Origin of the sequence: Thiobacillus denitrificans DSM 12475 (assembly GCF_000376425.1) — a bacterium.
GTDB lineage: Bacteria > Pseudomonadota > Gammaproteobacteria > Burkholderiales > Thiobacillaceae > Thiobacillus > Thiobacillus denitrificans.
Window position 1 is genome coordinate 354,495 of sequence record NZ_AQWL01000002.1, and the last position, 26,314, is coordinate 380,808.

At 65.1% G+C, this 26,314-nt stretch carries 28 protein-coding genes; 21 read left to right on the plus strand and 7 right to left on the minus strand.

Annotated features, from left to right (window positions below; all coding sequences use genetic code 11):
- The first annotated feature begins 12 nt into the window (after window positions 1-12).
- The 9 genes from mreC to lipB all read left to right on the plus strand — a co-directional run bounded on the left by mreC (window position 13) and on the right by lipB (window position 8,243).
- Entirely contained in the window at window positions 13-858 is an 846-nt protein-coding gene (gene mreC / locus B059_RS0104040; protein ID WP_018076963.1) for a rod shape-determining protein MreC, read from the plus strand.
- On the plus strand, window positions 855-1,355 hold the full coding sequence (mreD, locus tag B059_RS0104045; RefSeq protein ID WP_018076964.1) for a rod shape-determining protein MreD: 501 nt from the start codon (window positions 855-857) through the stop codon (window positions 1,353-1,355). The genes mreC and mreD overlap by 4 nt, the downstream gene beginning before the upstream one ends.
- Before the next feature lie 142 nt (window positions 1,356-1,497).
- Window positions 1,498-3,390, plus strand: a complete 1,893-nt coding sequence (gene mrdA / locus B059_RS0104050) for a penicillin-binding protein 2 (protein WP_018076965.1) — start codon at window positions 1,498-1,500, stop codon at window positions 3,388-3,390.
- On the plus strand, window positions 3,377-4,477 hold the full coding sequence (gene rodA, locus B059_RS0104055; RefSeq protein WP_018076966.1) for a rod shape-determining protein RodA: 1,101 nt from the start codon (window positions 3,377-3,379) through the stop codon (window positions 4,475-4,477). The genes mrdA and rodA overlap by 14 nt, the downstream gene beginning before the upstream one ends.
- 17 nt (window positions 4,478-4,494) lie before the next feature.
- Window positions 4,495-5,325: a septal ring lytic transglycosylase RlpA family protein gene (locus tag B059_RS0104060; protein ID WP_018076967.1), complete on the plus strand. Its 831-nt coding sequence runs from the start codon at window positions 4,495-4,497 to the stop codon at window positions 5,323-5,325.
- Between the two features lie 14 nt (window positions 5,326-5,339).
- Window positions 5,340-6,455 (plus strand): D-alanyl-D-alanine carboxypeptidase family protein, encoded by a 1,116-nt coding sequence (locus tag B059_RS0104065; protein ID WP_038058162.1) that lies wholly within the window; start codon window positions 5,340-5,342, stop codon window positions 6,453-6,455.
- Complete coding sequence (locus tag B059_RS0104070) at window positions 6,452-7,300, plus strand: D-amino acid aminotransferase (protein ID WP_018076969.1); 849 nt, start codon at window positions 6,452-6,454, stop codon at window positions 7,298-7,300. Before B059_RS0104065 ends, B059_RS0104070 begins: the two co-directional genes overlap by 4 nt.
- Window positions 7,297-7,563 carry a YbeD family protein gene (locus B059_RS0104075; protein WP_018076970.1) on the plus strand — a complete coding sequence of 89 codons (267 nt, stop codon included), beginning with the start codon at window positions 7,297-7,299 and terminating at the stop codon, window positions 7,561-7,563. The genes B059_RS0104070 and B059_RS0104075 overlap by 4 nt, the downstream gene beginning before the upstream one ends.
- Complete coding sequence (gene lipB, locus B059_RS0104080) at window positions 7,560-8,243, plus strand: lipoyl(octanoyl) transferase LipB (RefSeq protein WP_018076971.1); 684 nt, start codon at window positions 7,560-7,562, stop codon at window positions 8,241-8,243. Before B059_RS0104075 ends, lipB begins: the two co-directional genes overlap by 4 nt.
- Before the next feature lie 3 nt (window positions 8,244-8,246).
- Here the strand turns inward: lipB and B059_RS0104085 are convergent, their stop codons facing one another.
- The gene (locus tag B059_RS0104085) at window positions 8,247-8,798 is read right to left on the minus strand and encodes a TlpA family protein disulfide reductase (protein WP_026177300.1); all 552 of its coding nucleotides are present in this window, start codon (window positions 8,796-8,798) and stop codon (window positions 8,247-8,249) included.
- Window positions 8,785-9,348, minus strand: a complete 564-nt coding sequence (locus B059_RS0104090) for a hypothetical protein (RefSeq protein ID WP_018076973.1) — start codon at window positions 9,346-9,348, stop codon at window positions 8,785-8,787. Before B059_RS0104090 ends, B059_RS0104085 begins: the two co-directional genes overlap by 14 nt.
- A gap of 49 nt (window positions 9,349-9,397) precedes the next feature.
- Between B059_RS0104090 and lipA the strand changes: the two genes are divergently transcribed.
- The gene (gene lipA / locus B059_RS0104095) at window positions 9,398-10,324 is read left to right on the plus strand and encodes a lipoyl synthase (RefSeq protein ID WP_018076974.1); all 927 of its coding nucleotides are present in this window, start codon (window positions 9,398-9,400) and stop codon (window positions 10,322-10,324) included.
- Here the strand turns inward: lipA and B059_RS0104100 are convergent, their stop codons facing one another.
- From B059_RS0104100 to B059_RS0104120, 5 genes are read right to left on the minus strand one after another with little or no spacing between them, the layout of a single operon-like run.
- Window positions 10,325-11,110: an ABC transporter permease gene (locus tag B059_RS0104100; RefSeq protein ID WP_018076975.1), complete on the minus strand. Its 786-nt coding sequence runs from the start codon at window positions 11,108-11,110 to the stop codon at window positions 10,325-10,327.
- A 4-nt stretch (window positions 11,111-11,114) separates the two neighbouring features.
- Window positions 11,115-12,020 (minus strand): ATP-binding cassette domain-containing protein, encoded by a 906-nt coding sequence (locus B059_RS0104105; RefSeq protein ID WP_018076976.1) that lies wholly within the window; start codon window positions 12,018-12,020, stop codon window positions 11,115-11,117.
- Window positions 12,014-12,616: an alpha/beta hydrolase gene (locus B059_RS0104110; RefSeq protein WP_026177301.1), complete on the minus strand. Its 603-nt coding sequence runs from the start codon at window positions 12,614-12,616 to the stop codon at window positions 12,014-12,016. Before B059_RS0104110 ends, B059_RS0104105 begins: the two co-directional genes overlap by 7 nt.
- A 23-nt stretch (window positions 12,617-12,639) precedes the next feature.
- Window positions 12,640-12,957 carry a (2Fe-2S) ferredoxin domain-containing protein gene (locus B059_RS0104115; protein ID WP_018076978.1) on the minus strand — a complete coding sequence of 106 codons (318 nt, stop codon included), beginning with the start codon at window positions 12,955-12,957 and terminating at the stop codon, window positions 12,640-12,642.
- A complete protein-coding gene (locus B059_RS0104120; protein WP_018076979.1) occupies window positions 12,950-13,339 on the minus strand; it encodes a nucleotide pyrophosphohydrolase in 390 nt (129 codons plus the stop codon). The genes B059_RS0104115 and B059_RS0104120 overlap by 8 nt, the downstream gene beginning before the upstream one ends.
- A gap of 218 nt (window positions 13,340-13,557) precedes the next feature.
- On the opposite strand from B059_RS0104120, the gene B059_RS0104125 reads away from it, so the two are divergent.
- The 11 genes from B059_RS0104125 (at window position 13,558) to B059_RS0104175 (ending at window position 26,283) form a co-directional block, all read left to right on the plus strand.
- Window positions 13,558-14,181, plus strand: a complete 624-nt coding sequence (locus tag B059_RS0104125) for an XrtA/PEP-CTERM system exopolysaccharide export protein (protein ID WP_018076980.1) — start codon at window positions 13,558-13,560, stop codon at window positions 14,179-14,181.
- A gap of 87 nt (window positions 14,182-14,268) precedes the next feature.
- Window positions 14,269-15,795 (plus strand): XrtA system polysaccharide chain length determinant, encoded by a 1,527-nt coding sequence (locus B059_RS0104130; protein ID WP_245538725.1) that lies wholly within the window; start codon window positions 14,269-14,271, stop codon window positions 15,793-15,795.
- Window positions 15,796-15,803: 8 nt separating this feature from the next.
- Window positions 15,804-16,745, plus strand: a complete 942-nt coding sequence (locus B059_RS0104135) for an XrtA-associated tyrosine autokinase (RefSeq protein WP_018076982.1) — start codon at window positions 15,804-15,806, stop codon at window positions 16,743-16,745.
- A 70-nt stretch (window positions 16,746-16,815) separates the two neighbouring features.
- Window positions 16,816-18,255 carry a TIGR03016 family PEP-CTERM system-associated outer membrane protein gene (locus B059_RS0104140; protein ID WP_018076983.1) on the plus strand — a complete coding sequence of 480 codons (1,440 nt, stop codon included), beginning with the start codon at window positions 16,816-16,818 and terminating at the stop codon, window positions 18,253-18,255.
- A gap of 82 nt (window positions 18,256-18,337) precedes the next feature.
- Complete coding sequence (locus B059_RS0104145) at window positions 18,338-19,369, plus strand: XrtA/PEP-CTERM system-associated ATPase (RefSeq protein ID WP_018076984.1); 1,032 nt, start codon at window positions 18,338-18,340, stop codon at window positions 19,367-19,369.
- 8 nt (window positions 19,370-19,377) lie between these two features.
- Window positions 19,378-20,481: a non-hydrolyzing UDP-N-acetylglucosamine 2-epimerase gene (gene wecB, locus B059_RS0104150; protein ID WP_018076985.1), complete on the plus strand. Its 1,104-nt coding sequence runs from the start codon at window positions 19,378-19,380 to the stop codon at window positions 20,479-20,481.
- Window positions 20,482-21,315, plus strand: a complete 834-nt coding sequence (locus B059_RS0104155) for an XrtA system polysaccharide deacetylase (RefSeq protein ID WP_018076986.1) — start codon at window positions 20,482-20,484, stop codon at window positions 21,313-21,315.
- 23 nt (window positions 21,316-21,338) lie between these two features.
- Window positions 21,339-22,385: a FemAB family XrtA/PEP-CTERM system-associated protein gene (locus B059_RS0104160; protein WP_018076987.1), complete on the plus strand. Its 1,047-nt coding sequence runs from the start codon at window positions 21,339-21,341 to the stop codon at window positions 22,383-22,385.
- A 3-nt stretch (window positions 22,386-22,388) separates the two neighbouring features.
- Window positions 22,389-23,612, plus strand: coding sequence for a TIGR03087 family PEP-CTERM/XrtA system glycosyltransferase (locus B059_RS0104165; protein WP_018076988.1), 1,224 nt, complete (start codon window positions 22,389-22,391; stop codon window positions 23,610-23,612).
- A complete protein-coding gene (gene xrtA, locus B059_RS0104170) occupies window positions 23,609-25,156 on the plus strand; it encodes an exosortase A (RefSeq protein WP_018076989.1) in 1,548 nt (515 codons plus the stop codon). Before B059_RS0104165 ends, xrtA begins: the two co-directional genes overlap by 4 nt.
- Window positions 25,153-26,283, plus strand: coding sequence for a TIGR03088 family PEP-CTERM/XrtA system glycosyltransferase (locus tag B059_RS0104175; RefSeq protein ID WP_018076990.1), 1,131 nt, complete (start codon window positions 25,153-25,155; stop codon window positions 26,281-26,283). Before xrtA ends, B059_RS0104175 begins: the two co-directional genes overlap by 4 nt.
- Window positions 26,284-26,314 lie beyond the last annotated feature (31 nt).

The following is a 26,314-nucleotide window of genomic DNA, read 5'->3' on the forward strand; positions in this document are numbered from 1 at the left end:
GGGGAGTAAGCGATGGCGACGCCGGGACAGCTCATGTTCGCCCGCCGGCTGGGGCCGACGGCACGCCTGCTGATCTGGCTGCTGGTCGGCGTGAGCTGCGTGGTGCTCGATACCCGCTATCACGCGCTCGAAGGCGTGCGCAGCGGGTTTTCGCTGTTGCTGCAGCCTGTACGTGAAGCCATGCGCGCTCCCGCTGTGGTCGCCGCCGAACTCGGCGGATTTTTTACCCGCCACCGTCTCCTGCAAAAAGAACGCGATTCGCTGCTGGCCGAACGGACGCGGCTGATCGTCGGCGTGAATGCGGCGCGGGACCTGGCGCGCGAAAACGCCGAATTGCGCGCCCTGATGCAACTGCAAACCCGCCCCGGGCAGCGGTTGGCGCGGGCCGCCATGCTGTACCAGGGACACGACTGGTTCTCCCAGCGCATCACGCTGGATATCGGTGCCGGCGCGGGGCTGCGCAGCGGACTGCCAGTGGTCGACGCTATCGGGCTGGTGGGGCAGCTGAGCCGGGTCTTTCCCGGCGCGAGCGAAATCACGCTGGTGAGCAATCCGGACCAGCTGACGCCCGTATTCGTCGAGCGCACCGGCCAGCGCGGGCTGGCCGCCGGCAGCGGGCACGGCCGCATGGAACTGCGCTACATGCCTACCCAGACCGACATCCGGCCCGGCGACCGTCTGCTGACATCGGGCATCGACCGGGTGTACCCGGCCGGCATCCCGGTGGCGCGCGTGAGCCGGGTTTCCCGTTCGCAATCCAGTCCCTATCTGCGGGTGGAATGCCTGCCGCTGGCGGGCCTCGACCGCTCCCGGACGGTATTGATACTCGTCGCCGAACCGCAGGTGGCCCAACCTTGAACGCAACCCCCCAGACTGCTGGCAACTGGCGCCGCATCCTCGGCAGCCTGGCCCTGGCGGTGCTGCTGGAGCAGCTGCCGTGGTCGGGCTGGACGCTGGCCTTGCGGCCGGATTTCGTGCTGGTCGGCGTACTGTTCTGGGCCTTGCATCAGCCCGCCCGCATCGGTTTCGGAACGGCATTTTTTCTTGGCCTGCTGGCCGATTTCCAGGATGGCGCGGTGTTCGGCCAGCACGCCATCGCCTATGCGATCGGCGTGTACCTGGTGCTGTTCCTGCGCCTGCGGCTGCTGCAGTTCGATCCGCACCGGCAGGCGGCGCAGTTGTTCCCCATCCTGTTGGCAGTACAGCTGGCGGTGTTGCTGGTTGGCTGGCTGGCGGTCAATCCACCGACCGGGCTGGTGATCCTGCTGCCGGTGCTGAGCAGCACCCTGCTGTGGTATCTGATCGCCGGGTTTGTGCGCCTGTGGCACGGCAAGGGCCTGCGGGACCAGGCATGAGCCGGATGGAAACCTGCCGGCCGTTTTTCGCCGGGCGGATTGCGCCGCCGAGAGGCGCAGTGAAGGGCGCCGGGTGCGCTGCCGTGCCGTTCACAACGGGCAGGCGGCAACGCACCAACGCCTGCGGCGAGGAGAACCGGACATGCTGCTAGCGCCGCAGATCAAGAATCTGGACCGGGAGCTGGCGCGCTTTCACGGGCGGCTGAAAACCGCCGCGGTGTTCGTCGCGCTGCTGGCGACCGCGCTGCTGGCGCGCGCGTTTTATCTGCAGGTCATGCAGCACGATTACTATATCCAGCGCGCCGAAAGCAACCGTATTTCGCTTGTGCCGGCGGCGCCCAACCGCGGCCTGATCCTGGACCGCAACGAGCGCATCCTGGCGGAAAACTATTCGGCTTACACGCTGGAGCTGGCGCGGGCGCAAACCCGTGATCTAGAGGCCACGCTGGCCCTGGTCGGCCAGCTGATCGAGATTACGCCGGGGCAATTGCGGCGTTTCCGCCGGCTGCTCGCCGAGTCGCACGAGTTCGAGACCGTGCCGTTGAAAAGCAAGCTCGCCGACGAGGAAGTGGCGATTTTGGCAGCCAACCGCTATCGCCTGCCGGGAGTGGAAGTGAAGGCGAGGCTGTTCCGCAATTACCAGGCCGGGCCCGGCATGGCTCACGTGGTGGGATTTATCGGCCGCATCAACGACGGCGACCTGAAACGCCTGCGCGCGGGCGGGCGCGAGCAGAATTACAAGGGCAGCGTCCACATCGGCAAGACCGGCCTGGAACAGAGTTACGAAACCCTGCTGCACGGCCGCACCGGCTTCGACCAGATGGAAACCGATGCCAGCGGCCGTGCGGTGCGCATGCTATCGCGGATCCCGCCGGTGCCGGGCAAGGATCTGCGCCTGTATCTCGATGCGGAGCTGCAGGCGGTGGCCGAACACGCGTTCGGCGATTATCTGGGCGGACTGGTGGCGCTCGATCCCAACACCGGCGGCGTGCTGGCGCTGGTGAGCAAGCCGGGATTCGACCCCAACCTGTTCGTCGACGGCATCGATCCTGAAACCTGGAAGTCGCTTAACGAATCGCCGGAGCGGCCGATGGTGAACCGCGTATTGCGCGGCATCTACCCGCCGGGCTCGACCATCAAGCCGCTGATGGCACTGGCCGGGCTGGAGCTGGGCTTGCGCAAACCTGCGGACAGCATCGTCGATCCGGGCTATTTCACACTGCCCAACAGCAGTCATCAGTTCCGTGACTGGAAGCGCGGCGGCCACGGCGTCGTCGATCTGCAGCGCTCCATCGCCCAGTCGTGCGACACCTACTATTACAAACTGGCGGTGGACATGGGGATCGACCGCATGCACGACTATCTGGCGCAGTTTGGCCTTGGCGAGAAAAGCGGCATCGACCTGGAAGGCGAGTCGTCGGGCCTGTTGCCTTCGCGCGACTGGAAGCAGCGCCGCTTCAAGCAGACCTGGTATCCCGGCGAGACGGTGATTGCGGGTATCGGTCAGGGCTATCACCTGACCACCCCGCTGCAGCTGGCGACGGCGACCGCCATGCTCGCCAATGGCGGCAAACGGATCGAGCCGCGTCTGGTGCAGGCGGTGCGCGACCCGCTCAATCACATCTGGCAGCCGCAGCCGGCCGTGGTGCACCGGCAGGTGGCGATCGACCCGGAAAACCTCGGGGTGGTGCGCGCAGGCATGATGGATGTGATGCGTCCGGGCGGCACCGCAGCGGCCGCGGCGGCCGGCGCACCGTACACGATAGCCGGCAAGACTGGCACGGCGCAGGTGGTCGGTATCAAGCAGGGCGCACGTTACGATGAAGGCCGCCTGGCGCGGCAGCATCGCGACCATGCGCTGTTCATTGCGTATGCGCCGGCCGAAAACCCCACCATAGCGATCGCAGTGATGGTGGAAAACGGCGGCCATGGCAGTTCGGTCGCGGCGCCGGTCGCCCGCGCGGTGTTCGATTATTACCTGACGGGGAAACGCCCCGGCAACATGAAGCGGGAGGCGGGTAATGCCGCAGAGTAGACACTGGATCGTGCGCCGGCTGAGCCACCTCGACGGCATTCTGCTGGCCCTGGTGCTGCTGCTGCTGGGAATCAGCCTGGCCGTGGTGGCGAGCGCTTCGGGCCAGAGCCCGGCGCGCATCAGCGGCCACCTCGTCAACATGGGGCTGGCGCTGTCGGTGATGGTGGTGATGGCCAATGTGCCGCCGCATCTGCTGTCCAAGGTCGGCCCGCCCCTGTATGTGGCCGGGGTGGTGCTGCTGATCGGGGTGGCGCTGTTCGGCGAGATCCGCAACGGTTCGCGGCGCTGGCTGAATCTGGGCGTGATGGCCTTCCAGCCGTCGGAACTGCTGAAGCTGGCGCTGCCGCTGATGCTGGCCTGGTATTTCCAGCGCAACGAGGCAGTGCTGCGCGCCAAGCATTTTCTGGTCGGCGGCGCCCTGCTGCTGGTGCCGTTCCTGCTGGTACTGCGCCAGCCTGATCTGGGCACGGCGTTGATGCTCGGCGCTTCGGGTTTCTACCTGCTGTTCTTCGCCGGCCTGCCGTGGAAAGCCATGTTCGGCGGCGCCGCACTCGGGGCGGCGAGCCTGCCGGTGGTATGGGGGCTGCTGCACGACTACCAGCAGCGGCGTGTGCTGACCCTGCTCGACCCCACGTCGGACCCGCTCGGCGACGGCTATCACATCATCCAGTCCACCATCGCGATTGGCTCGGGCGGGCTGTTTGGCAAGGGCTGGACGCAAGGCACGCAAAACCAGCTCGACTTCATTCCCGAGCGCACCACCGATTTCATTTTCGCCGTGTTCGGCGAGGAGTTCGGCTATATCGGTGCGATTCTGCTGGTCGGGCTGTATCTGGCCATCGTCGCGCGCGGCCTGACCATCGCTGCGCGCGCGCCGACCCAGTTCGGGCGCCTGATGGCGGCCACGCTGAGCCTCAATCTGTTCACCTACGTGTTCGTCAACATGGGCATGGTGTCGGGCATCCTGCCGGTGGTCGGCGTGCCGCTGCCCTTGATGAGCTATGGCGGGACGGCGCTCATCACCTTGCTGCTGGGGATGGGCATCCTGATGAGCGTGGCGACGCACCGCCAGCTGAACAAAACGTGACGCGATAAAATACCGCCATGAAAACGATTCTGATTCTGGGACTGGCCGCTGCCGCCCTGGCGCTGGGTGGTTGCGGCAGCAGCCCGTCCGTTCCCGCCAAGAAGCCGTCTCCCGTCGCGACGGCAAAGAAGGGCGGCTATTACCTCGACGACGGCCCCGAGGCCAATCCGCCGGCGAACCTGGATGCGGTGCCCGACGCGGAGCCGCGCGACGAGCCGCTGCACCGCTTTGCCAACCGCCCCTACGTCGCGCTGGGCAACGCCTACACCCCGCAGACCGAGCGCCGCGCCCATCGTGAAGAAGGCTTGGCCTCGTGGTACGGCCGCCGCTTTCACGGCAGGAAGACCGCGTCGGGCGAGCCGTACGACATGTACGCCATGACCGCGGCGCATCCCACGCTGCCGATTCCCAGCTATGCGCGGGTCACTGCGCTCGGCACCGGCAAGTCGGTGGTGGTGCGCATCAACGACCGCGGGCCGTTCCACAGCAAGCGCGTCATCGACCTGTCGTATACCGCCGCATACAAGCTGGGGTATCTGGGGGGCGGCAGCACGCGCGTGCGGGTGGAAAGCCTCGACCCCGCCACTTACGATACCCGCGGCGAGGCGCTGCTAGACGGCATCTATCTGCAGGTGGGCGCGTTTTCGCGCCCGGATAACGCGCAGCAATTGCGCGAACGCCTGGAGCGTGCGCTGCAACTCGATGCCGGCCGCACCCGCGTGGTGCTCAACGATACGCTGCATCGCGTACAGATCGGCCCCTATCCCAGCGACGACGCGGCGCATGTGGATCGTGCGCGGATGCGGGAACGTCTCGACCTGAATGCAGTCCTGGTCAGACGTGATTGACGATGGGACTGCGCATGAAATTGATCGGGCTGGTGCTGGCATTGCTGTTTTCCGCCCCGCTATGGGCCGCCCCCGCCGGCGTATCGGCACGCGCCTGGGTGGTGATCGACCAGGCCAGCGGGCGCGAGCTGGCGGCGCATCAGGCCGACCTGCCGCTGGCGCCGGCGTCGCTGACCCAGCTGATGACGGCCTATGTGCTGCTGGGCGATATCCGCAAGAACAAGCTCCGCCTGGACGCGACGGTCGCCGTGCCGGAAGCCGCCGTCCAGGCCGACGGCGCGCGGGTGTTCCTCGTGGCGGGCGAGCAGGTGCGCGTCGACACCCTGCTGCAGGCGATGCTGGTGCAGTCGGCCAGCGACGCCACGCTGACGCTGGTGACGGCGACCGACGGCAGCGAGGCGGCATTCGTCGAACGCATGAACCGCGAGGCCAGGCGGCTCGGCATGAGCAAGAGCCGTTTCCTGAACGCCACCGGATTGAGCGAGCCGGGGCATGAGTCGAGCGCACGCGACCTTGCCCTGCTAAGTCGGGCGCTGGCGCGCGACTTCCCGGATCGGCGGGCGCTTTTCGCCCAGAAGGAGTTTGCGTTCAAGGGCATCACCTATTACAACGGCAATCGCCTGTTGTGGCGCGACAGCACGGTAAACGGCCTGAAAGCCGGACGTACGCCGCAGGCCGGCTATTGCATGGCGGCGTCGGCGCAGCGCGGCGACCAGCGTCGCATCGCCGTGGCGCTGGGCACGCGATCGGACGCGCAACGCACGCAGGACGCCCTGAAGCTGCTTAACTACGGCTTTGAACGCTTCGACAGCGTGCTGCTCTTCCGCGCGCAGCAACCGGTCAAGGTATCGAAGCTGTACCGTGGCGTGCATCCTTCGGTGAGCATGGGATTTGCGCAGGATTTCCATGTGCTGGTACCCAAGGGTGGCGGCGTTCGCGTCAAGGCCCAGGTCACCACCCGGCAGCCGGTCGTGGCGCCGGTGCGCAAAGGGCAGCCCCTGGGTACCCTGCTGCTGACGCTCGACGGCCAGCCGCTCGGCGATTACCCGCTGGTTGCCCTGCAGGATGTCGGCGTGGCCGGCATCTTCGGTCGCGCCTGGGATTCGATCCGGCTGCTGTTCGCGCAATGAATGCCTACCTGAACGGCCAGTTCCTGCCGCTTGCCGAAGCGAAGATCCCGGTGCTCGACCGCGGCTTCGTCTTCGGCGACGGCGTGTACGAACTGGTGCCGGTGTATTCGAACAAGCCGTTCCGGCTCGACGATCACCTGCGCCGCCTGCAGGGCAGCCTCGACGGCATACGCCTGGCCAATCCGCACGGGATCGATGTGTGGCGCGACTTGATCCTGCATTTGATTGAACTGCAGGATTTCGCCGACCAGTCGATCTACATCCAGGTCACCCGCGGCGTTGCGCCGCGCGACCACGCTTTCCCCAAGGGCGTGCCGCCGACGGTGTTCATGTTCGCGCAGCCGCTGCTGACGGCCACACCCGAGCAAAAAGCCGCCGGGGTGTGCGCGGTCACCGCCGTCGACAACCGCTGGCTGCGCTGCAACATCAAGGCGATTTCGCTGCTGGCCAACATCCTGCTGCGCCAGCAGGCGGTCGACGCCGATTGTGCCGAGACCGTGATGCTGCGCGACGGGTTTCTGACCGAAGGGGCGGCGAGCAACATCTTCGCGGTGAAGGACGGCGTGCTGCTGGCGCCGCCGCCATCGAACCTGATGCTGACCGGCATCACCTACGACGTGGTGCTGGAACTCGCGGCGGCGCACGGCATTCCGCGTGAGGTGCGGGCGATCGGCGAGGCCGAGGTGCGCGCCGCCGACGAGCTGTGGATGAGCTCGTCGACCAAGGAAATCATGGCCATCGTGAAGCTGGATGGCGTCCCGGTCGGCGCCGGCGTGCCGGGCCCCATGGCGCGACGGATGGACGCGTTGTATCAAACCTTCAAACAACAGGTGATGCGCGCATGAGCGAAGAAGACACCCTGCTGCAATTTCCCACCGATTTCCCGATCAAGATCATGGGCCAGCGACGCGACGACTTCGCGCAGACCATGGTCGACCTGGTGTTGCGCCATGCGCCCGATTTCAAGGCCGAAACCGTCGAGATGCGCGCGTCCAGCAGCGGCAACTATCTGTCCGTGACCTGCGTGGTGCGTGCCACCTCGAAGGCGCAGCTCGATGCGCTGTATCGCGAGATCACCGCGCATCCGTGGGTGAAGATGGCGCTGTGAAAAGCCAGGCGCAAGATTCAAGTTGCAAGATTCAAGACGGCACGCAGCTCAACCCTGAGCTTTGCATCCGGCGGCTGGGTCGGGTCGAGTACGAGGCGACCTGGCGGGCGATGCAGGACTTCACCGCGCGGCGCACAGCCGATACACCGGACGAGCTATGGCTGCTGGAGCATCCGCCGGTCTACACCCAGGGGCAGGCCGGCAAGCCGGAACACCTGATCGCCGCCACCCGGATTCCCGTCGTCCCGATCGACCGCGGCGGCCAGATCACCTACCACGGCCCGGGACAGGTGGTGGCCTACGTGCTGGTCGACCTGCGGCGGCGCGGCTACGGCATCCGCGAACTGGTGGCACGTCTGGAACAGGCGGTGATCGATCTGCTGGCGGCGCAGGGTGTGATGGCGTCACGGCTGGCCGGCGCACCCGGCGTCTATGTCGACGGCGCCAAGATCGCCGCGCTCGGCCTGCGCGTGAAGCACGGCTGCACCTACCACGGGCTGGCACTCAACGTCGACATGGACCTGGCGCCGTTTGCCGCCATCAACCCCTGCGGCTACGCCGGCATGGCGGTGACGCAATGTCGCGACCTCGGTATTACCCTGTCGCTCGCGCAGGTCGAAGAAGCCCTCGGGCAGGCGCTGCTGAACACGATCCACCAGCCCCCGGGCCCCAGCCCCTAGCCCCTACTTCCCCATCACGTCCCGGATCGCCTTCACCATGTCCGGATGGTCGAACTCGCGCCCGCCGATGGCGCTGGCGACGATGCGCCCCTGCTTGTCGACCAGGAAGGTGGTCGGCAGCCCCGCCACCTTCCAGGCCTGCATGGCGCGGCTCGTGCTGTCGAGCAGAATGGGAAAGTGCAGCGCGGTGTCGAGCTGGCTGGTGAAGGCGTGGATGGTGTCGGCGTCTTCGCCGACATCGACTGCCAGCACCGCAAAGGCTTCGCCTTTGAGCGCCTGCGACAGACGTTCCATCGACGGCATTTCGCGCCGGCACGGCGGGCACCAGGTTGCCCAGAAATTGATCAGCACGACCTTGCCCCTGAGCTTCGCCAGATCGTGGGTTGCGCCGTCGATGTCTTTCAGCTTGAGCGCCGGAGCGGGCTTGGGCGCCTGCTTCATCAGGCTGTGGGACAGCGGCGGGAGGTCCGCTGCGTGGGCGCCGGTCGCGGCCGGGATGCCGAATATCAGCGCCGTCCCCAGCAGCATGCCTGCGATGCGATCAAGACGTTTCATTTGCACACCTCACCTGTTCGAGTTTTCCGGAATGGGTTTTGCCGTCTGCGCGCCAGACGAAGCGCAGGTCGAATTGGCCGTTGCGCGGCACGCTGTAGGTCGTCATGCCCTGGTTCCAGTCCCCCGGCGCGAAGGTCTGCGCGGCGGGGAACTGCGCCCAGTTGAAGGCGATGCGCGCGGCCTCGTTCACGCCCTGCCGTTTCCAGATGCGTTCCCACTCGACCTTGCTGCGAATGGCGCGTGGCGGCTGCCCGGCCGGTTCATAGCGCCAGTCGGCCAGGCGGTGCTGAATCGGCGTCTCGCCGATATTGCGCACCACCGTCATGAAGATGCATTCGGCGGCGTAACGTTCCGCCGCGGTGGCGGAAAAACCGCGCGCCTGATAAAAACCGCGCGCCTGGTCCGGGCTGATCTGGGTCAGGCGCACCTGGATGGCGCCGCTTTCGGCTTGCCAGGTGGTCAGCCCGGTTTCCGCATCCACGCTGAAATCGGTGCCGGCAATGGAGATGGTACTCCATACCGCCAGCAGGGTCAGGGTCGACAGGCGCATAAGCTAAAATCCCAAGAGTTGATATTCCCGACGTTGTTCCGAGCATATTATGGCAGACCCCCTCCAGCACAAAGGCGCCGCCAAGACCGCGCGCATTCCGATCAAGATCGTGCCGCAGCCGCGCCTGCGCCTGCCGCCCTGGATCCGCGCCAAGTCGCCCAACGTGCCGAACGTGGCGCGGCTGAAGGATATCCTGCGCGAGGCAAAGTTGCACACGGTGTGCGAGGAGGCCTCGTGCCCCAACCTCGGCGAATGCTTTGGCCACGGCACCGCCACTTTCATGATTCTTGGCGACCTGTGCACGCGGCGCTGCCCCTTCTGCGACGTCGGCCACGGCACGCCGCTGCCGCCGGACGCCGACGAGCCGCGCCACCTGGCCGAGACGATCGCGCTGATGGCACTGAAATATGTGGTGATCACCAGCGTCGACCGCGACGACCTGCGCGACGGCGGGGCCGGGCATTTCGCGCAGTGCATCGCGGCGGTGCGCAAGGCCTCGCCGGCCACCCGCATCGAAATCCTCACCCCGGATTTCCGCGGCCGGCTGGAGAAGGCGCTCGACATGCTCGACGGCGCGCCGCCCGACGTGATGAACCACAACCTGGAAACCGTGCCGCGCCTGTACAAGGCGGCGCGTCCCGGTGCCGACTATGCGCATTCGCTGAAGCTGCTGCAGGACTTCAAGACGCGTCATCCCGGCATCCCGACCAAATCAGGGCTGATGCTGGGGCTGGGCGAGGAGGACGACGAGATCCTGCAGGTGATGCGCGATCTGCGCGCGCACGACGTCGACATGCTGACCCTCGGGCAGTATCTGCAGCCCTCGCAACACCACCTGCCGGTGCTGCGTTTCGTCACCCCCGAACGCTTCGCACAGTTCGAACAGGAGGCGCTGGCGATGGGCTTCAGGCATGCCGCCTGCGGACCAATGGTGCGATCGAGCTATCACGCCGACCGGCAGGCGGCCGGCGTCTGACTATTTGAGCAGGCGCCGCCGCGTCAGCGCCAGCGCGACGACATAGCCCAGGCTGCCGTAAGCCAGCAGCGCGGTGGCGTGCAGCGCAATGCGGTCGGGCATGCTGCCGATGACCAGCGGGCGCGCCAGGTCGACCGCGTGGGAGAGCGGCAACCAGGCCGATATGTTTTGCAGCAGCGGCGGCAGTTGCGATACCGGGAAGAACACGCCACACAGCAGTACCATCGGCGTGATCACCAGCGTGAAGTAGTAGAGGAAAAAATCGTAGCTCGGCGATACCGCGTTCATCACCAGGCCCATGCCGCCGAAACAAAAACCGACCAGCGCCACCATCGGGATGAGCCACAGCGTCATCCAGAAACTGCCGTACAGACCCAGTCCCCAGATCACTCCCAGGATCGCCAGCCCGGACAGCAGGCTCTTGGCCACCGCCCAGGTCAGTTCGCCCAGCATCACGTCGTCGAGCGTGAGCGGCGTGTTTAGGATGGCATCCCAGGTGCGCTGCACGTGCATGCGCGAGAAGCTCGAGTACAACACCTCGAAGGTGGCGGCGTTCATCGTGCTGTAGGCCACGGTGCCGGCGGCGAGGAAGGTCAGGTAGGGCATGCCGCCGATATCCGGCAGCAGACTGCCGAGGCCGTAGCCCAGGCCCAGCATGTACAGCATGGGGTCGGCCAGATTGCCGAGGATGGACGGGATGGCCAGCTTTCTCCACACCAGGTAGTTGCGCCGCCATACCGGGATGAAGCGCCACGACAGGCGTGGGAGACGAAAAAAATGCGTCATGCGCTCAATCCCTCAAATCGCGACCGGTTAGCTTGAGGAACACGTCTTCGAGATTCGACGGCCGGTGCAGATAGCGTAGCGCAGGCACCTGCTTCAGCGCAGCGATCACGGTATCGGGGCTGCCGGTATAGCAGAACAGGGTCTCGCCGACGGTTTCAAAACGCTGGCACAGGCCGGCCGCGCGCGCGCGCGTCCAGTCGGCCATGTCTTCGCCGAACACTTCGACCACGGCGGGCTCGATATGTGATTCGATCAGTGCGCGCGGTGCGCCTTCGGCGACGACGCGGCCATGGTCGAGGATGACGAGGCGATCGGCAAGCCGCTCGGCCTCGTCCATGAAATGCGTGGTGAGGACGATGGTCTTGCCCTCGTTGAGCAACCGCCGCAGTCCCTGCCAGATGAGATGGCGCGCCTGCGGGTCGAGCCCGGTGGTCGGCTCGTCGAGGAACAGGATGTCGGGGTCGTGCACCAGCGCGCGCGCCAGCGTGAGCCGCCGCTTCATGCCGCCGGACAACTGCTCGATCGGCGCGTCGGCCTTGCTGGCGAGCCCGGCGAATTCGAGCAGCTCGGGCACGCGGGCGGCGATGGCGGACCTGTCCATGCCGAAATAGCGGCCGTAGGCGAGCAGATTTTCGCGTACGCTGAAATCGGGGTCGAGATTGTCCATTTGCGGTACCACGCCGACTTTCATGCGCGCTTCGCGCGCGTGTTTCGGTACTGCAATGCCGGCCAGTTCGATGCTGCCGCTGTCGGGTTCGATCAGCCCCAGCAGCAGCCGCAGGGTGGTGGTCTTGCCGGCGCCGTTGGGGCCGAGCAGACCGAAACACTCGCCGCGCCTGACGTCCAGATCAAGGCCACGCACCACCGCAGTGTCGCCGTATTTCTTGGTGAGGCCGCGCACCTTCAGCACGGGCAGGCCTCAGTGAAAGCCTGCTTCAGCTCCTTGAGCCTGCCGTGAAAGAAGTGTCCGGCTTCGGGGACGATTTTGGTGGAGAGCTTCTGCTGCTCCGCCCACAGACGAATGGCGGCGGGTGGAATGAGTTCGTCGGCGTCGCCGTAGATCACCACGGTGTCGGGCGGGACCGGGTCGAATTCGTACATGGTGACCGCCGGCGCGACCAGGATCAGCCGCTGTGCGGGGAGTTGCTGGCGCAGCCGGTGCTGCACGAAAGCACCGAACGAGAATCCGGCCAGGGCCCAGGGCAGGCCGGGGTAGCTGGCTTCGACGAAACGGGCGACCGCCAGCAAATCCTCGGTTTCGCCGACGCCGGCATCGAATTCGCCGTCGCTCATGCCGACACCGCGGAAATTCGGGCGCACGCTGACCCAGCCCGCTTCGTTGGCCGCCTTGGCCAGGGTGGTGACGACCTTGTTATCGAGACTGCCGCCGTGCAGTGGGTGCGGGTGCGCGACCAGCAGCAGCCCGCGGCGTCCGTTCTCGGGGTCGTCGATCACGGTCTCCAGCTTGCCGGCCGGCACCGGGATGCGCAGCTTGTAGCGCTTCATGCTGGCCGCTTTGCCCGGGCGGGTCACTTCAACTGCAAGCGTTCGACGATACGCCCCTGTTTGAGGTGGACTTCGAAGATTTCATCGATGTCGGTTTCGTCCACGTAGGTGTACCAGACGCCTTCCGGGTAGACGACCAGCAGCGGGCCTTCGTCGCAGCGGTCGAGACAGCCGGCACTGTTGATGCGGCACTTGCCTTCGCCATTGAGGTTGGCGTGCTTGACCTTCTTCTTCAGGTAGTCGCGCATGTGCTGGCCGCCGGATGCACCGCAGCATTTGGCGCCGTCGTCGCGCTGGTTGGTGCAGAAAAAGACGTGGTGTTTGAAATACAGGTCAGTCATCCGAAAAGTCCGAATGCCCGGGAGGGCATGAATATTTGAGCGCATTGCCATACGCCCGGTCGATGGGATACTTGCGCGCATTGATCGCCAGCTTGTCGGCGGCGGCCTCGAGCAGGTCGATCTCCAGCACGTCGGCCAGCCGGGTCAGATAGATCAGCACGTCGGCAATTTCCTGGCGCACCGCCTCATGCTGTTCGGCGTTCAAGTGGTGGCTTTGTTCTGCCGTCAGCCACTGGAAGGGCTCAAGCAGCTCTGCTGCCTCCACGCTCAGCGCCATCGCCAGGTTCTTGGGAGTATGGTAGCGTTCCCAGGCGCGGGCACGCGCAAATTCGCGGATGTGCTGGCGCAGGGCATCGAGGCTGTCGACTGTGTAAGGGCTCATGGACGGCATGATACCGCGGCAGGCGACAGCCTTACGACACCGTTGTCGAGTGGTCGACGTCCCGGCGAGGCGAGGCGCGCGCAACTCCTTGTTTATCAAGGTGCCGAAGCGTTTGCGGTTTGGTCCGCTGCTTGCTTGCTGTCTTTGGCGATGAAACGGATTTTTAATTCGCTCTGGCATAATGCCAGCGGATTAACAGCCTATAAGGGAGGGTGGAAATGTTTACGATCAACAAGCACATTGCGCGCGTCGGTGTGGTGCTGGCCATGACCGCCATGGCGGGCTGTTCCAGCACGCCGACCTATCCGCCCGCCCCCGCGCAGACGGGCAGCTACGACTGGAACTATCTGGTCGGGCCGGGCGACTCGGTCCAGGTGTTCGTCTGGCGCAATCCCGAGGTGTCCGGCAGCTTCCCGGTGCGTCCCGACGGCAAGATGACCATGAATCTGGTCGAGGATATCCAGGCCTCCGGCAAGACCCCCAGCCAGCTGGCGCGCGACATCGAGAAGGCGCTCGCCAAATACATCCAGGAACCCATCGTCACCGTCATCGTCGCCGGCGGCATCGGGCCGTTCGACCAGCAGCTCCGCGTGGTCGGCGAAGCGGCCAAGCCGCAGGCACTGAACTACCGTGAAAAAATGAGCCTGATCGATCTGATGATTTCGGTCGGCGGGCTCACTGATTTCGCCGCGGGCAACAAGGCCTACATTCTGCGTACCGTGGACGGCAAGCAGGAGCGCCTCGGCGTGCGCCTGGAAGACCTGCTGAAAGGCGGCGACGTTTCGGCCAACGTCGATATGCGTCCGGGTGATGTGCTGGTGGTGCCCGAAAGCCTGTTCTAGGTTTGTCTGCGCCGCCCTGAGCGGCGCGTGTGCCCGGGCCGCAGGCTGTCGGGCGCTTTTTGATGGTGGAACGTCCGCATGGATCAAATGCTGCAACAAATTCTGGGTTATGCCAAAGCCGCCTGGCAGCGACGCTGGTGGGGCGTGGCAATGGCCTGGCTGGTGTGCATTGTCGGCTGGACCTGGGTCATGATGATTCCCGACCGCTTTCAGGCGTCGGCTCGCGTCTATGTGGATACGCAAACACTGTTGAAGCCGTTGTTGTCGGGATTGGCGGCCGAGCCCAATGTCGAGCAGCAGATCAAGCTGATGACGCGTCAGCTGGTCAGCCGCCCGACGCTGGAACGGGTCGCGCGCATGACCGACCTCGACGTGAAGGCGAAAACGCCCGAACAGACCGAAGCCATGCTGAACGGTCTGGCGGGCAAGATTTCCATCGCCGACGCCGGACGCGAAAACCTCTACACCATCAGTTATCAGGATGCCAACGGCGATCTCGCCAAGAAAGTGGTGCAGTCGCTGCTGACCATTTTTGTGGAAACCAGCCTGGGCAAGACCCGCCAGGACATCTCCAGCTCGCAGCGCTTCATCGAAGAGCAGCTGCAGCAATATCAGCAAAAGCTGACCAACGCCGAAAACGCGCTCAAGGAATTCAAGCAGAAGCATATCGGAATGATGCCGGGGCAGGGCGGCGACTACTATGCCAAGCTGGCTGAAGTGAGCGCTCAGTTGCGGCAGGCGCAGCTCGACCAGCAGGAAGCCACCAACCGCCGGAATCAGCTCAAGCGCCAGCTGGCCGACGAAGAGCCGGAACTCACCGCGGCTGCCGCCGCAGTATCGACCAACAGCGAGATCGACGGCCGCATCCAGGCGCTGCAGAAGCAGATGGACCAGTTGCGTCTGCAATACACCGACCTGCATCCCGACATCCAGGCAACCAAGCGCCTGATCGATAAACTGGAAGCGCAGAAGAAAATCGATCTGGCCGAGCGCAAGACCGACCCGGCAGGCGCCAGGATCCAGAACCCGGTCTACCAGCAGCTCACCATTGCCATCGCCGAGGCCGACGCAACGGTCTCCTCGCTGGGTGCGCGGGTGGCCGAATATCAGCGCCGTTATGGCGAACTGCGCAATGCGTCCAACATGATTCCGCAGGTGGAGCAGGAATACACCCAGTTGACGCGCGATTACGACGTGTATCGCCAGAACTACGATGCACTGCTGAAGCGCCGCGAGTCCGTCACCATGTCCGGCGAAGTCGAGAGCAAGACCGATACGGTCGATTTCCGGGTGATCGATCCGCCCTTCGTGCCGAGCCAGCCGGCCTGGCCCAACCGCCCGCTGCTGTTGTCGCTGGTGACCCTGGGCGGCCTCGGTGCGGGCGTGGCGGTGGCTTTCCTGCTGAGCCAGTTGCGCCGTACCGTGACCGACCGCCGCGCGCTGCGCGAGCTGACCGGACTGCCGCTGCTGGGCGCGGTATCGCGGGTTGAAACCGACGAAACCCGCCGCCGCAAACGCAAGGGACTGCTGACCTATCTGGCGGCGCTGGGCAGCCTGATCGCGGCATACGGCGCGGTGATGATCCTGCAGCTGGTCGTGTCGCGTGCGGGCTAGGAGAAACCATGAGCATTATTGAAAAAGCAGCGGGCAAGATCGGGGCAGGATCATTTGAGCCGGCATCACGGGATGCCGGCAGCCTCACCGGCCAGGACAGCCTGATCGAAAGCGCGCTCGCCAAGCAGCGCAGCAGCCATGCCACGCCCTTCGTCGCCACCCCGGTCGAGCCTATATTCAGCGCGCCGAATGACGACGCGGTGCCGGATGGGAACAGCCAGGTGCAGTCGATCAATCTGGCGCGCCTCCACCGTATGGGCGTAGTGGCGCCGGATGCCGAGAAAAGCCAGATCGCCGAAGAGTTCCGCATCATCAAGCGTCCGCTCATTGCCAATGCCTTTGGCCAGGGCACCGCGCGGGTCCGGAACGGCAATCTCATCATGGTCACCAGCTCGCTGCCGGGCGAGGGCAAGAGCTTCTGCGCGATCAACCTCGCCATCTCGATGGCGATGGAAATGGACCGCACCGTGCTGCTGATCGACGCCGACGTCGCCAAGCCGCGCGTGCCAGAGTATCTCGGCATCCATGCCGACAAGGGCTTGCTGGATGTGCTGCAGGACAAGGATCTCAAGCTGTCCGACGTACTGATCAAGACCGATATCTCGAAGCTGACGGTGCTGCCGGCCGGCCGCACCTACAAGCGCGCAACCGAACTGCTGGCGAGCGCCGCCATGACCCGGCTGGTCGAGGATATCGGGAATCGTTATCCCGATCGTATAATCCTGTTCGACTCGCCACCGCTTCTGGCGACCAGCGAATCGAGCGTGCTGGCCACCCATATGGGGCAGATCGTCATGGTGGTGGAAGCCGAAAAAACCTCGCAGGAGGCGGTGCGTGAAGCGTTGAGGCATATCCAGTCATGCGAAGTGGTGGGCATGCTGCTGAACAAGACCACCCCGACCCCGGGCGCAGATTACTACTATGGCTACTATGGCAGTTCCGGCAAATAAGCTTCGCCCAGACTGCGCCAACCCGGTGCCGCACAGACAAGCTCCCCGGGCAGGCGCTTTTCCTGTTTTCATGGTATTGGCTTTCGCCTCTGCCGCCGCCGCAGCCGATTGGCGCTTCGAGCCGACCTTGAACGCGTCTACCATTTACACCGACAACGTCAATCAAAGCGCGACCAAACCTGAAGATGCAGTGATTCTAAGCGTAACTCCGGGCTTCACGCTGCGCTCCGAAGGCCTGCGCCGGGCGCAGGCCACCATGCACTATGGCCTGACCGGCGTGGCACGTTTCGGCGGCGACGACAGCGACGACCTCTACCACAACCTCCGTGCCGCCGGAAAAGCCGAACTGGTCGAGGATTTCCTGTTCATCGACGGCAACGCGCGCGTCTCGCAGGAACTGATTTCCTTGCTGGGCTCGCCCGCCGATGCCGAAGTCAACAACAGCAACCGCGCCACCGTCGGCACCTACTCGATCAGCCCCTACATCCGGAAACGTCTCGGCACCTTTGCCAATGCGCTGGCGCGCTACACCGCCAGCGGCGCGATTTTCGAGAACGACGTCGCCAACGATTCCAGCTCGAATTCATTTTCGGCGGGCCTGAACAGTGGAACCCGTTTCGACGATCTGAGCTGGTCTCTCGATTATTCGATCCGCAAGACGGACTATCGCCGCAGCGCCGATACCACGTTCGAGCGGGTGAGCGCCACGATGGGTTATGCGCTGTCGCGGAAGTTTCGCGTGTTCGGCACAGTCGGAGAGGATACGAACGAGTATCTCAGTGCAACCGACACCAGCGGCTCGTTCTACCGTGTCGGCTTCGGCTGGTCGCCCACGCGCCGGACTAGCCTTGAGGCTTCCGGAGGAGAGAGTTACTTTGGCCCGGTCTATGGCCTTTCTGCCAGCCACCGGACACGCCAGACCCGCTGGGATGTGCGTTATTCGGAGGATGTGAGCGATATATCGCGTCTGGCAGTGGACTACAGCAATCTCCAGGCAGCGACTGCGTCATGCCCCGCGGGGACGGTGCTTCCTGACAAGCCGGACTTGCTTGATCTCGTCACGGCAAAGTGCGATGTGAACCTCTTTTTCGGAACGTCGCTCGCCAACAATGTGTTCATTTCCAGGCTGCTGACTACCGGCGTGGCCTGGGACGTGGGGGCAAGAACGACCGTTTCGGTGCGCCTGTCCGACCTGACCCGCGAGTTCCAGACAAGCACTCAGGGCGAAGACCGCGTGCAGACCGTCTCGGGCACCCTCACCTATCGCTTGTCGCCGACGACATCCGCGAATGGCGGTCTGTCGCTCAGCCGTAACAGCCTGGACAGCGTGGCAGCGGGCGGTGCGGCCCGGGAGGATGATATTCTCAGCTTCAGCCTTGGCCTCAGCCGCCGTTTCACCGATAAGCTCAACGGCGCGTTGACTTTCCGCCATACGCAACGGGATTCAAACGCAGCGAATTCAGACTACGACGAAAACCGGCTCACGGCTACGGTCGGCATGCGCTTCTGACCCGCCATTCTGCAATGGCACAGCCGTTGCTTCGCATTCTGCGCGCACACGGGCTGTGCCCCACTCAGACAACGGAACGTCCATGTACGAAGACTATTACCGCTTTAGCGCCAAGCCTTTTCAGCTCAATCCCGATCCGCGTTTTTTCTACGGCTCCAAGGGACACAGGCGGGCGATGGCGTATCTGGATTACGGCTTGTCGCTCGGCGAGGGCTTCATCGTCATCACCGGCGAGGTCGGCGCAGGCAAGACCACGCTGGTGCGCAACCTGTTCCGTCAACTCGATGCCCACAATCTGGTAGCCGCGCAGCTGGTGTCGACCCAGCTCGATGCCGAGGACACGCTGCGCAGCGTGGCCGCTTCGTTCGGACTGGAGCACGAGGGCCCGACCAAGTCCGCGCTGCTGAAAAACCTGGAGGATTTTCTGGGCGCCGCCAGCCGCCAGGGCAAGCGCGCGCTGCTGGTGGTGGACGAAGCACAGAACCTGACGCCGCGCGCAGTGGAAGAGCTGCGCATGCTGTCCAATTTCCAGAACAGCGAGCGTTCGTTGATCCAGACCTTTCTGCTGGGGCAGCCCGAGTTTCGCGGCATCCTGCAGAGCCCCGACATGCAGCAGCTGCGCCAGCGTGTGGTCGCCTCCTACCACCTGGGACCGCTCGATGCCGACGAGACGCGCGGCTATATCGAGCATCGCCTGCGCACCGTCGGCTGGCAGGGCAATCCGGGCTTCGATGACGCGGCGTTTACTGCGCTGCACCGCTTTACCGGCGGCATTCCGCGCCGCCTCAACACCACCTGCGACCGCTTGCTGCTGTTCGGATTCCTCGAAGAAAAAGGCCATTTCGGCGAAGCCGAGGTCAACGAGGTGATTTCCGACCTGAGAAACGAGGTGGCGCACCAGGATTTCCATGGCGTCACCGGCGTTAACAACCATTTGTCCGCGGGCGGCGCGCCGCACAGCGAAGACCCGGCGCTGCTGACCTTGCGCGTCGAGCAGATGGAACGTTCGATCAACCGCATCCTGCCCATCGTGCGCAAGATTCTCTACACCGTGAGCGAGCGGCCCGCGGCGGATGATGACGCATCGTCCGGGCACTCCGACAGCGCGCATTAGGAGCGGCCATGACCCAGGTTTTATGCGTCGCGGGTGCGCGTCCCAATTTCATGAAGATCGCGCCGGTAATGGCGGCGCTGGCCGAAACCGGCATCGCCGCGCAGTTGCTGCACACCGGCCAGCATTACGACGCGGCGATGAGCGACAGCTTTTTTTCCGATCTCGGCATCCCGCGCCCGAATCACCATCTGGAAGTCGGCTCCGGCAGCCACGCGGTGCAGACTGCCGAGGTGATGAGACGCTTCGAACCGGTGCTAGAAAGCGTGCAGCCGCAGGCGGTGCTGGTGGTGGGCGACGTCAACTCCACCCTCGCCTGCGCGCTGGTGGCGGCCAAGCGCGGCGTGCGCGTGATCCATGTCGAGGCCGGTCTGCGCAGCTACGACCGCAGCATGCCGGAAGAAATCAACCGCGTGCTGACCGACCAGATTTCCGATTTGCTGTTCACCACGGAGAAAAGCGCGCTCGCCAACCTGCAGCGTGAAGGCATCGATCCCGCACGCGTCGAGTTCGTCGGCAACGTGATGATCGATACCCTGCACCGCAATCTCGCGCGTGCGGTGCCGGGCAGCCTGACCCTCGGCACGCCGCTGCCGCAGTATGCGGTGCTGACGCTGCACCGCCCGTCCAACGTCGACGACCCGGCCACGCTCGCTGCGCTGCTGGATGTGGTCGGCGCAATCAATCGCAGCCTGCCGGTCGTCATCCCCCTGCATCCACGCACGCGTGGCAACATCGAGAAATTCGGCCTCACCGCCAAGCTCGATGGCCTGCATATCCTGCCGCCAGTGGGGTATCTGGAAATGCTCGGCCTGATGCGCGACGCCAAGCTGGTGCTGACCGACTCCGGCGGCATCCAGGAAGAGACCACGGCGCTCGGCGTGCCTTGCCTCACTCTGCGTGAAAACACCGAACGACCGATCACGATAGCCGAAGGCACAAATACCCTGGTCGGTCCCGACCCCGCTGCGATCCGGGCGGCGTTCAGCGAAGTGATGGCGAACGGCGGCAAGACCGGGCGCATTCCCGAATACTGGGATGGCCGCGCGGCGATGCGCATTGCCCACACGCTGAAGGGCTGGCTGCCGAGGCAGAAAGGAACCCGGGCCGCCTGAATGAAGAACGCCATGTCGATCGACGTCGAGGACTATTTCCAGGTGTCGGCGTTCGCGCCGCACATCCGGCGCGAAGACTGGGACACGCTGCCGTGCCGGGTCGAACGCAACGTCGATGCCATTCTCGGCCTGCTCGACGAAGCCGACGCCAAGGCCACCTTCTTCACCCTCGGCTGGATCGCCGAACGCTATCCGCAGCTGGTACGCCGCATCGTCGACAACGGCCATGAACTGGCCAGCCACGGCTACGGCCATCAGCGCGCGTCTGACCTCACGCCGACCGAATTCCGCGACGACATCGTCCGCGCCAAGCGGATCCTCGAAGACCTCGGCGGAGTCGGAGTGCGCGGCTACCGCGCGCCGAGTTTTTCCATCAATCAGGCGAACTGGTGGGCGGTCGAAGAGCTGGAAAACGCCGGCTATGTATACAGTTCCAGCATTTATCCGGTACGCCACGATCACTACGGCATGCCCGACGCGCCGCGCTTTCCGCACCGCCCGAATGGCGCGGGCGGCATCCTCGAACTGCCGCCGACCACGCTGCCGCTGCTGGGACGCAACCTGCCTGCGGCGGGCGGCGGCTGGTTCCGCCTGCTGCCCTACGCGATGTCGCGCTGGATGTTGCGCCGTGTCAACCGGCAGGATCGGGCGCCGTGCATGTTTTATTTCCATCCGTGGGAGCTCGATCCCGGACAGCCGCGTCAGCCAGGGCTGCCGGCCAGGACGCGCTTCCGCCACTACGTCAACTTGCAGCGCATGCCGGACAGGCTGAGCCGCTTGCTGAACGATTTTGAATGGGACCGCGTCGACCGCGTGTTCCTGCCTGCGCCTTGAATACACACGCCGAACCTCTTGCCATGCCCGCTGCTGACGCGGCCGAAGTCACGGTGCGGACGCTGCAGGCGAACGACGCCGCGCGCTGGGATGCGTATGTCCAGGCGCATCCCGACGCGAGCTTTTTTCACCGTGTCGGCTGGAAGCGCGTCATCGAGGATGCGTTCGGCCACCGCAGCCACTTCCTGCTGGCCGAGCGCGGAGGCGAACTGGCAGGCGTGCTGCCGCTGGTTGAAATCGACAGCCGCCTGTTCGGCCATAGCCTGGGATCCCTGCCGTTCTGCGCCTACGGCGGCATACTGGCCGACCATGACGCGGCCTGGCGTGCGCTCGACGAAGCCGCGCAGGCCTTGGCCAAACGGCTCGGGGTCGGCGCGCTCGAATACCGCAACCAAAGCGCGCAGCATGTCCACTGGCCGACCAAGGATCTGTACGTCACGTTCAAGAAGGCCATCGAACCCGAAATCGAGGCCAACATGACGGCCATTCCGCGCAAGCAGCGCGCGATGGTGAGGAAAGGTATCAAGGCCGGCCTGGTCAGCGAGATCGACACCGACACCGCCCGTTTCTTCAAGGCCTACTCGGCGAGCGTGCACCGCCTGGGTACGCCGGTGTTTTCGCGCAAGTATTTCCGCTTGCTGAAAAGCGAGTTCGGCGACGATTGCGAGGTGCTTACCGTTACGCTCGATGGCCAGGTGATCTCCAGTGTCATGTCGTTCTACTTCCGCGACGAAGTGCTGCCGTATTACGGTGGCGGGGTGGAGGCGGCGCGGGCGGTGGCAGGCAACGACTTCATGTACTGGGAAGTGATGCGGCGCGCCTGCGAGCGCGGGCTGAAAGTATTCGATTTCGGCCGCAGCAAGCGCGGCACCGGCTCGTTCGATTTCAAGAAGAACTGGGGCTTCGAGCCGACGCCGCTGTATTACGAGTATTTTCTGGTGGGCGACAAAAGCGTCCCCGAAATCAATCCGCTCAACCCCAAGTACCGCCTCTTCATCCAGGCCTGGAAAAAAATGCCGCTGGCGCTCGCCAACGTCATCGGGCCGCATATCGTGAAGAACCTGGGGTAGGGCATGAAGGAAGGGCTGTTGTTTCTCGCTCACCGCATCCCGTTTCCGCCCAACAAGGGCGACAAGATTCGCTCGTTCCACCTGTTGCGACATTTGAGCGCACGTTATGCAATCCATCTCGGCGCATTCGTCGACGACCCCGACGACTGGCAGTACCAGGCGGCGCTGCAGCCCTATTGCGCATCCGTCAGACTGGTACCGCTGAATTCATGCCGCGCCAGGCTGGCGAGCCTGAGCGGGCTGTTGACCGGCGAGGCGCTGACGCTGCCGTATTACCGCAGCCGCGAACTCAAACGCTGGGCGGCCGGACTGGCCGCTTCCGGGACGGTGACCCGCGGGCTGGTATTTTCCTCGGCGATGGCGCAGTTCATGCCGGAAAACCTCGCGCGCCGCGTGCTCGACATGGTCGATGTCGACTCCGATAAATGGGCGCAATACGCGCCGACGCAGCGCTGGCCGTTGTCATGGGTGTATGCGCGCGAAGGCCGTAGGCTGGCCGAATGGGAGGCGCGGGTGGCATGCGATTTCGACGCCACGCTGCTGGTGTCGCGCGACGAGGCGGCCCTGCTGCAACAGCGCGCGCCGCTTGCGCGCCATAAAATCGGCGCGTTCGAGAATGGCGTCGATGCCGACTATTTTTCGCCGCTGCGCGACTACCCGAATCCATATCCATCCGGCGTGCAGGGCGTGGTCTTCACCGGCGCCATGGACTACTGGCCGAATGTCGACGCCGTGACCTGGTTTGCCGAACGGATTTTCCCGGCCATCCGCGACGCGGTCCCGGGCGCGCAGTTCACCATCGTCGGCAGTCGTCCCAGCGAGGCGGTGCGGGCGCTGGCGCGCCAGCCCGGCGTCGTGGTCACCGGCAGCGTGCCCGACGTGCGGCCCTATCTTGCGCACGCGGCCTGCGCGGTGGCACCCTTGCGCATTGCCCGCGGCGTACAGAACAAGGTGCTCGAAGCCATGGCGATGGCGCGCCCGGTGGTCGCCAGCGCACAGGCCGCCGAGGGTATCCGTGCCGAGGCCGGGCGTGATTTCATCCCGGCGCAGGACGAAGCCGGATTCGCCCGTGCGGTGATCGCCCGGCTGCAGACGCCCGGATCCGCTGCGCCGGCGCGCGACTGCATCCTGACCCACTACGACTGGACGCGCAATCTGAGCGCGATCGATGACCTGTTCGAGCCGGCGCCGGTCGCTGCCGCTGCCCTGGAGACCTGCCCCGCATGAACGCCCTGCCTGATTCCCTTCCATCGACGGCACGCAACGGATGGCTGCTGCCGGCTGTGCTGACCCTGGGTGTCCTGCTGCTGCTCGGCGCCGCGTTCTGGCCGACCGTGCATTCGATGATCGAGGTGTGGGATCGTTCGGAGACCTTCACGCACGGCTACCTGGTCTTTCCCATCAGCGCCTGGCTGATCTGGCGTCAGCGCGATGTGCTGGCGCAGATCCGGCCGCGTCCTGACCTGCGCGGGCTGCTGCTGCTGGCGGCGGCCGGCGCCGGCTGGCTGCTGGCCGACGCCGGCAGCGTCAACGTTGCTGCGCAATACGCGTTCGTCGCCATGCTGATTGCCGCGGTGTGGTCATTGCTCGGCGCGGCTTTCGTGCGAGCCGCCTTCTTTCCGCTGATGTTCCTGCTGTTCGCCGTGCCGATGGGCGAGTTCCTGATCCAGCCGCTGATGGGGGTCACGGCCGATTTCACCGTGGCGATGCTGCAGGCCACCGGCATTCCGGTGTACCGCGAAGGCACGTTTTTCAGCATCCCGAGCGGCGACTGGTCGGTGGTCGAAGGCTGCTCCGGCCTGCGCTATCTGATCGCCTCGGTCACGCTCGGCGTGCTGTACGCCTATCTCACCTATCGTTCGTGGAAACGTCGGTTGCTGTTCTCGCTCGCCGCCATCGTCGTGCCGATCTTCGCCAACAGCGGGCGCGCCTACCTGATCGTGATGATCGCCCACCTGTCCGACATGAAGCTGGCGCTGGGCATCGATCATTACATTTACGGCTGGGTGTTTTTCGGCCTCGTCATGCTGCTACTGTTCTGGATCGGCAGTTTCTGGCGCGAAGACGAGCAGCCCGCGCCCGCTGCCGCGCCCGGGCTTGCGTCGTCCGCAGACGGCGCCGCTGCGCGTCCGCTCCTGCCAGCGGCGATCGCGGCGCTGGCGGTGGCCGGCCTGTGGCCGGCTTACGCCAACTGGCTCGACGCGCGCGCGCTGCCGGCCATACCCGCATTGCAGGTTGAGGCGCAGGGCGGCTGGCAGCCCGGCGAGGAGTTCACCAGCTGGACGCCGCACTGGATCGGCGCCGACCGCCAGCTGCGCCGCGCCTACACCCAGGCCGGCCGCAATGTGCTGCTCGAACTGAATTACTACGTCACCCAGCGGCAGGATGCCGAGCTCATCAACTCGCAGAATTTCATGATCCGGCAGAAAGATCCGCTGTGGTCGAACGTCGGCGAAACGCTCGCCACGGTTCAGATCGGCGGCATGACGCGCCAGGTGCGGCAGGCCAGGCTGCGCGGCAGCAATGGCCAGCGCCTGCTGGCGTGGCAGTGGAACCTGATCGACCGGCATGCCACCGTCAACGATCATCTGGCCAAGCTGGCCCTGGCCTCCGACCGGGTGCTGCTGAAACGCGACGACGGCCTGTCGGTGCTGATTGCCACGCCCTACGAGGATGCGGAGATCGAGACCGCGGCTGCCACACTGGGGCGCTTTGCCGCAGACATGGAACCCGCGATCGGGCGCACGCTCGACCAGGTTGACGGGCCGTGACCGCACACATCGTGCATGTCGTCCATCGCTTCGACACCGGCGGCATGGAAAACGGCATGGTCAATCTGTTCAACGTCTTGCCGCCGCAGCGCTACCGGCACACGGTGGTGGCGCTGACCGACTACAGCGATTTCCGCCGGCGCATCGGCGCGCAGACGGTCGAATTCCATGCGCTGCAGCGCGCACCGGGGCACGGCCTCGGCTGGGCGGCGCGGCTGTGGAAACTGTTGCGCCAGCTCAAGCCCGACCTGGTGCACACTCGCAATCTGGCCGCGCTGGAAGCGCAGTTTGTCGCCGCCGCCGCCGGCATTCGCGCCACCGTTCACGGCGAGCACGGGCGCGACGTGTTCGATCTCCATGGGCGCAACTGGAAATACAATTTGCTGCGCCGTGCGGCCCGGCCTTTGGTGTCAAACTATATTGCCGTGAGCCAGGATCTCGAAACCTGGCTGCGCCTGACCATCGGCGTGCCGCCGCACAAGCTGCATCAGATATACAACGGCGTCGACAGCGCGAAATTCCATCCGCGTGCGGGGGCGCGGCCGGCGTTCGCTCACCCCGAGAGCATCGTTTTCGGCTCGGTGGGGCGCATGGTCGAGGTCAAGGATTACCCGATGCTTGTGCGTGCCTTCATCCAGCTGGTGCATCAACAGCCCGAGCGGGCCGAGCGCGCGCGCCTGGTCATCGTCGGCGAGGGCCCGGCGCGCGGAGTCTGCCAGGCACTGCTGCAACAGGCCGGACTTGCGCATCTGGCCTGGCTGCCGGGCGAGCGCCACGACATTGCCGAGATCATGCGGGCGTTCGACGTGTTCGTGCTGCCCTCCAAAAACGAGGGCATCTCGAATACCGTCCTGGAAGCGCAGGCGAGCGGCCTCCCAGTGATCGCCACCGCGGTGGGCGGCAATGTCGAACTGGTGAAGGCGGGCGTCAACGGCATGCTGGTGGCGCCGGGCAACGTCAACGACATGGCACAGGCCTTGCTCGGGTATCTGGACGCGCCGGCGCGCATCGCCGAACATGGCGGGCAGGCGCGGCGACAGGCCGAGCAGCGCTTCAGCATTGCGGCCATGGCCGAGGCCTACGCCAGGGTATACGATCGAACGCTGGGGCGCCGTCAGGCGGCCTGAAAACTCGACAGAAACAGGGGCAAGCGACAAG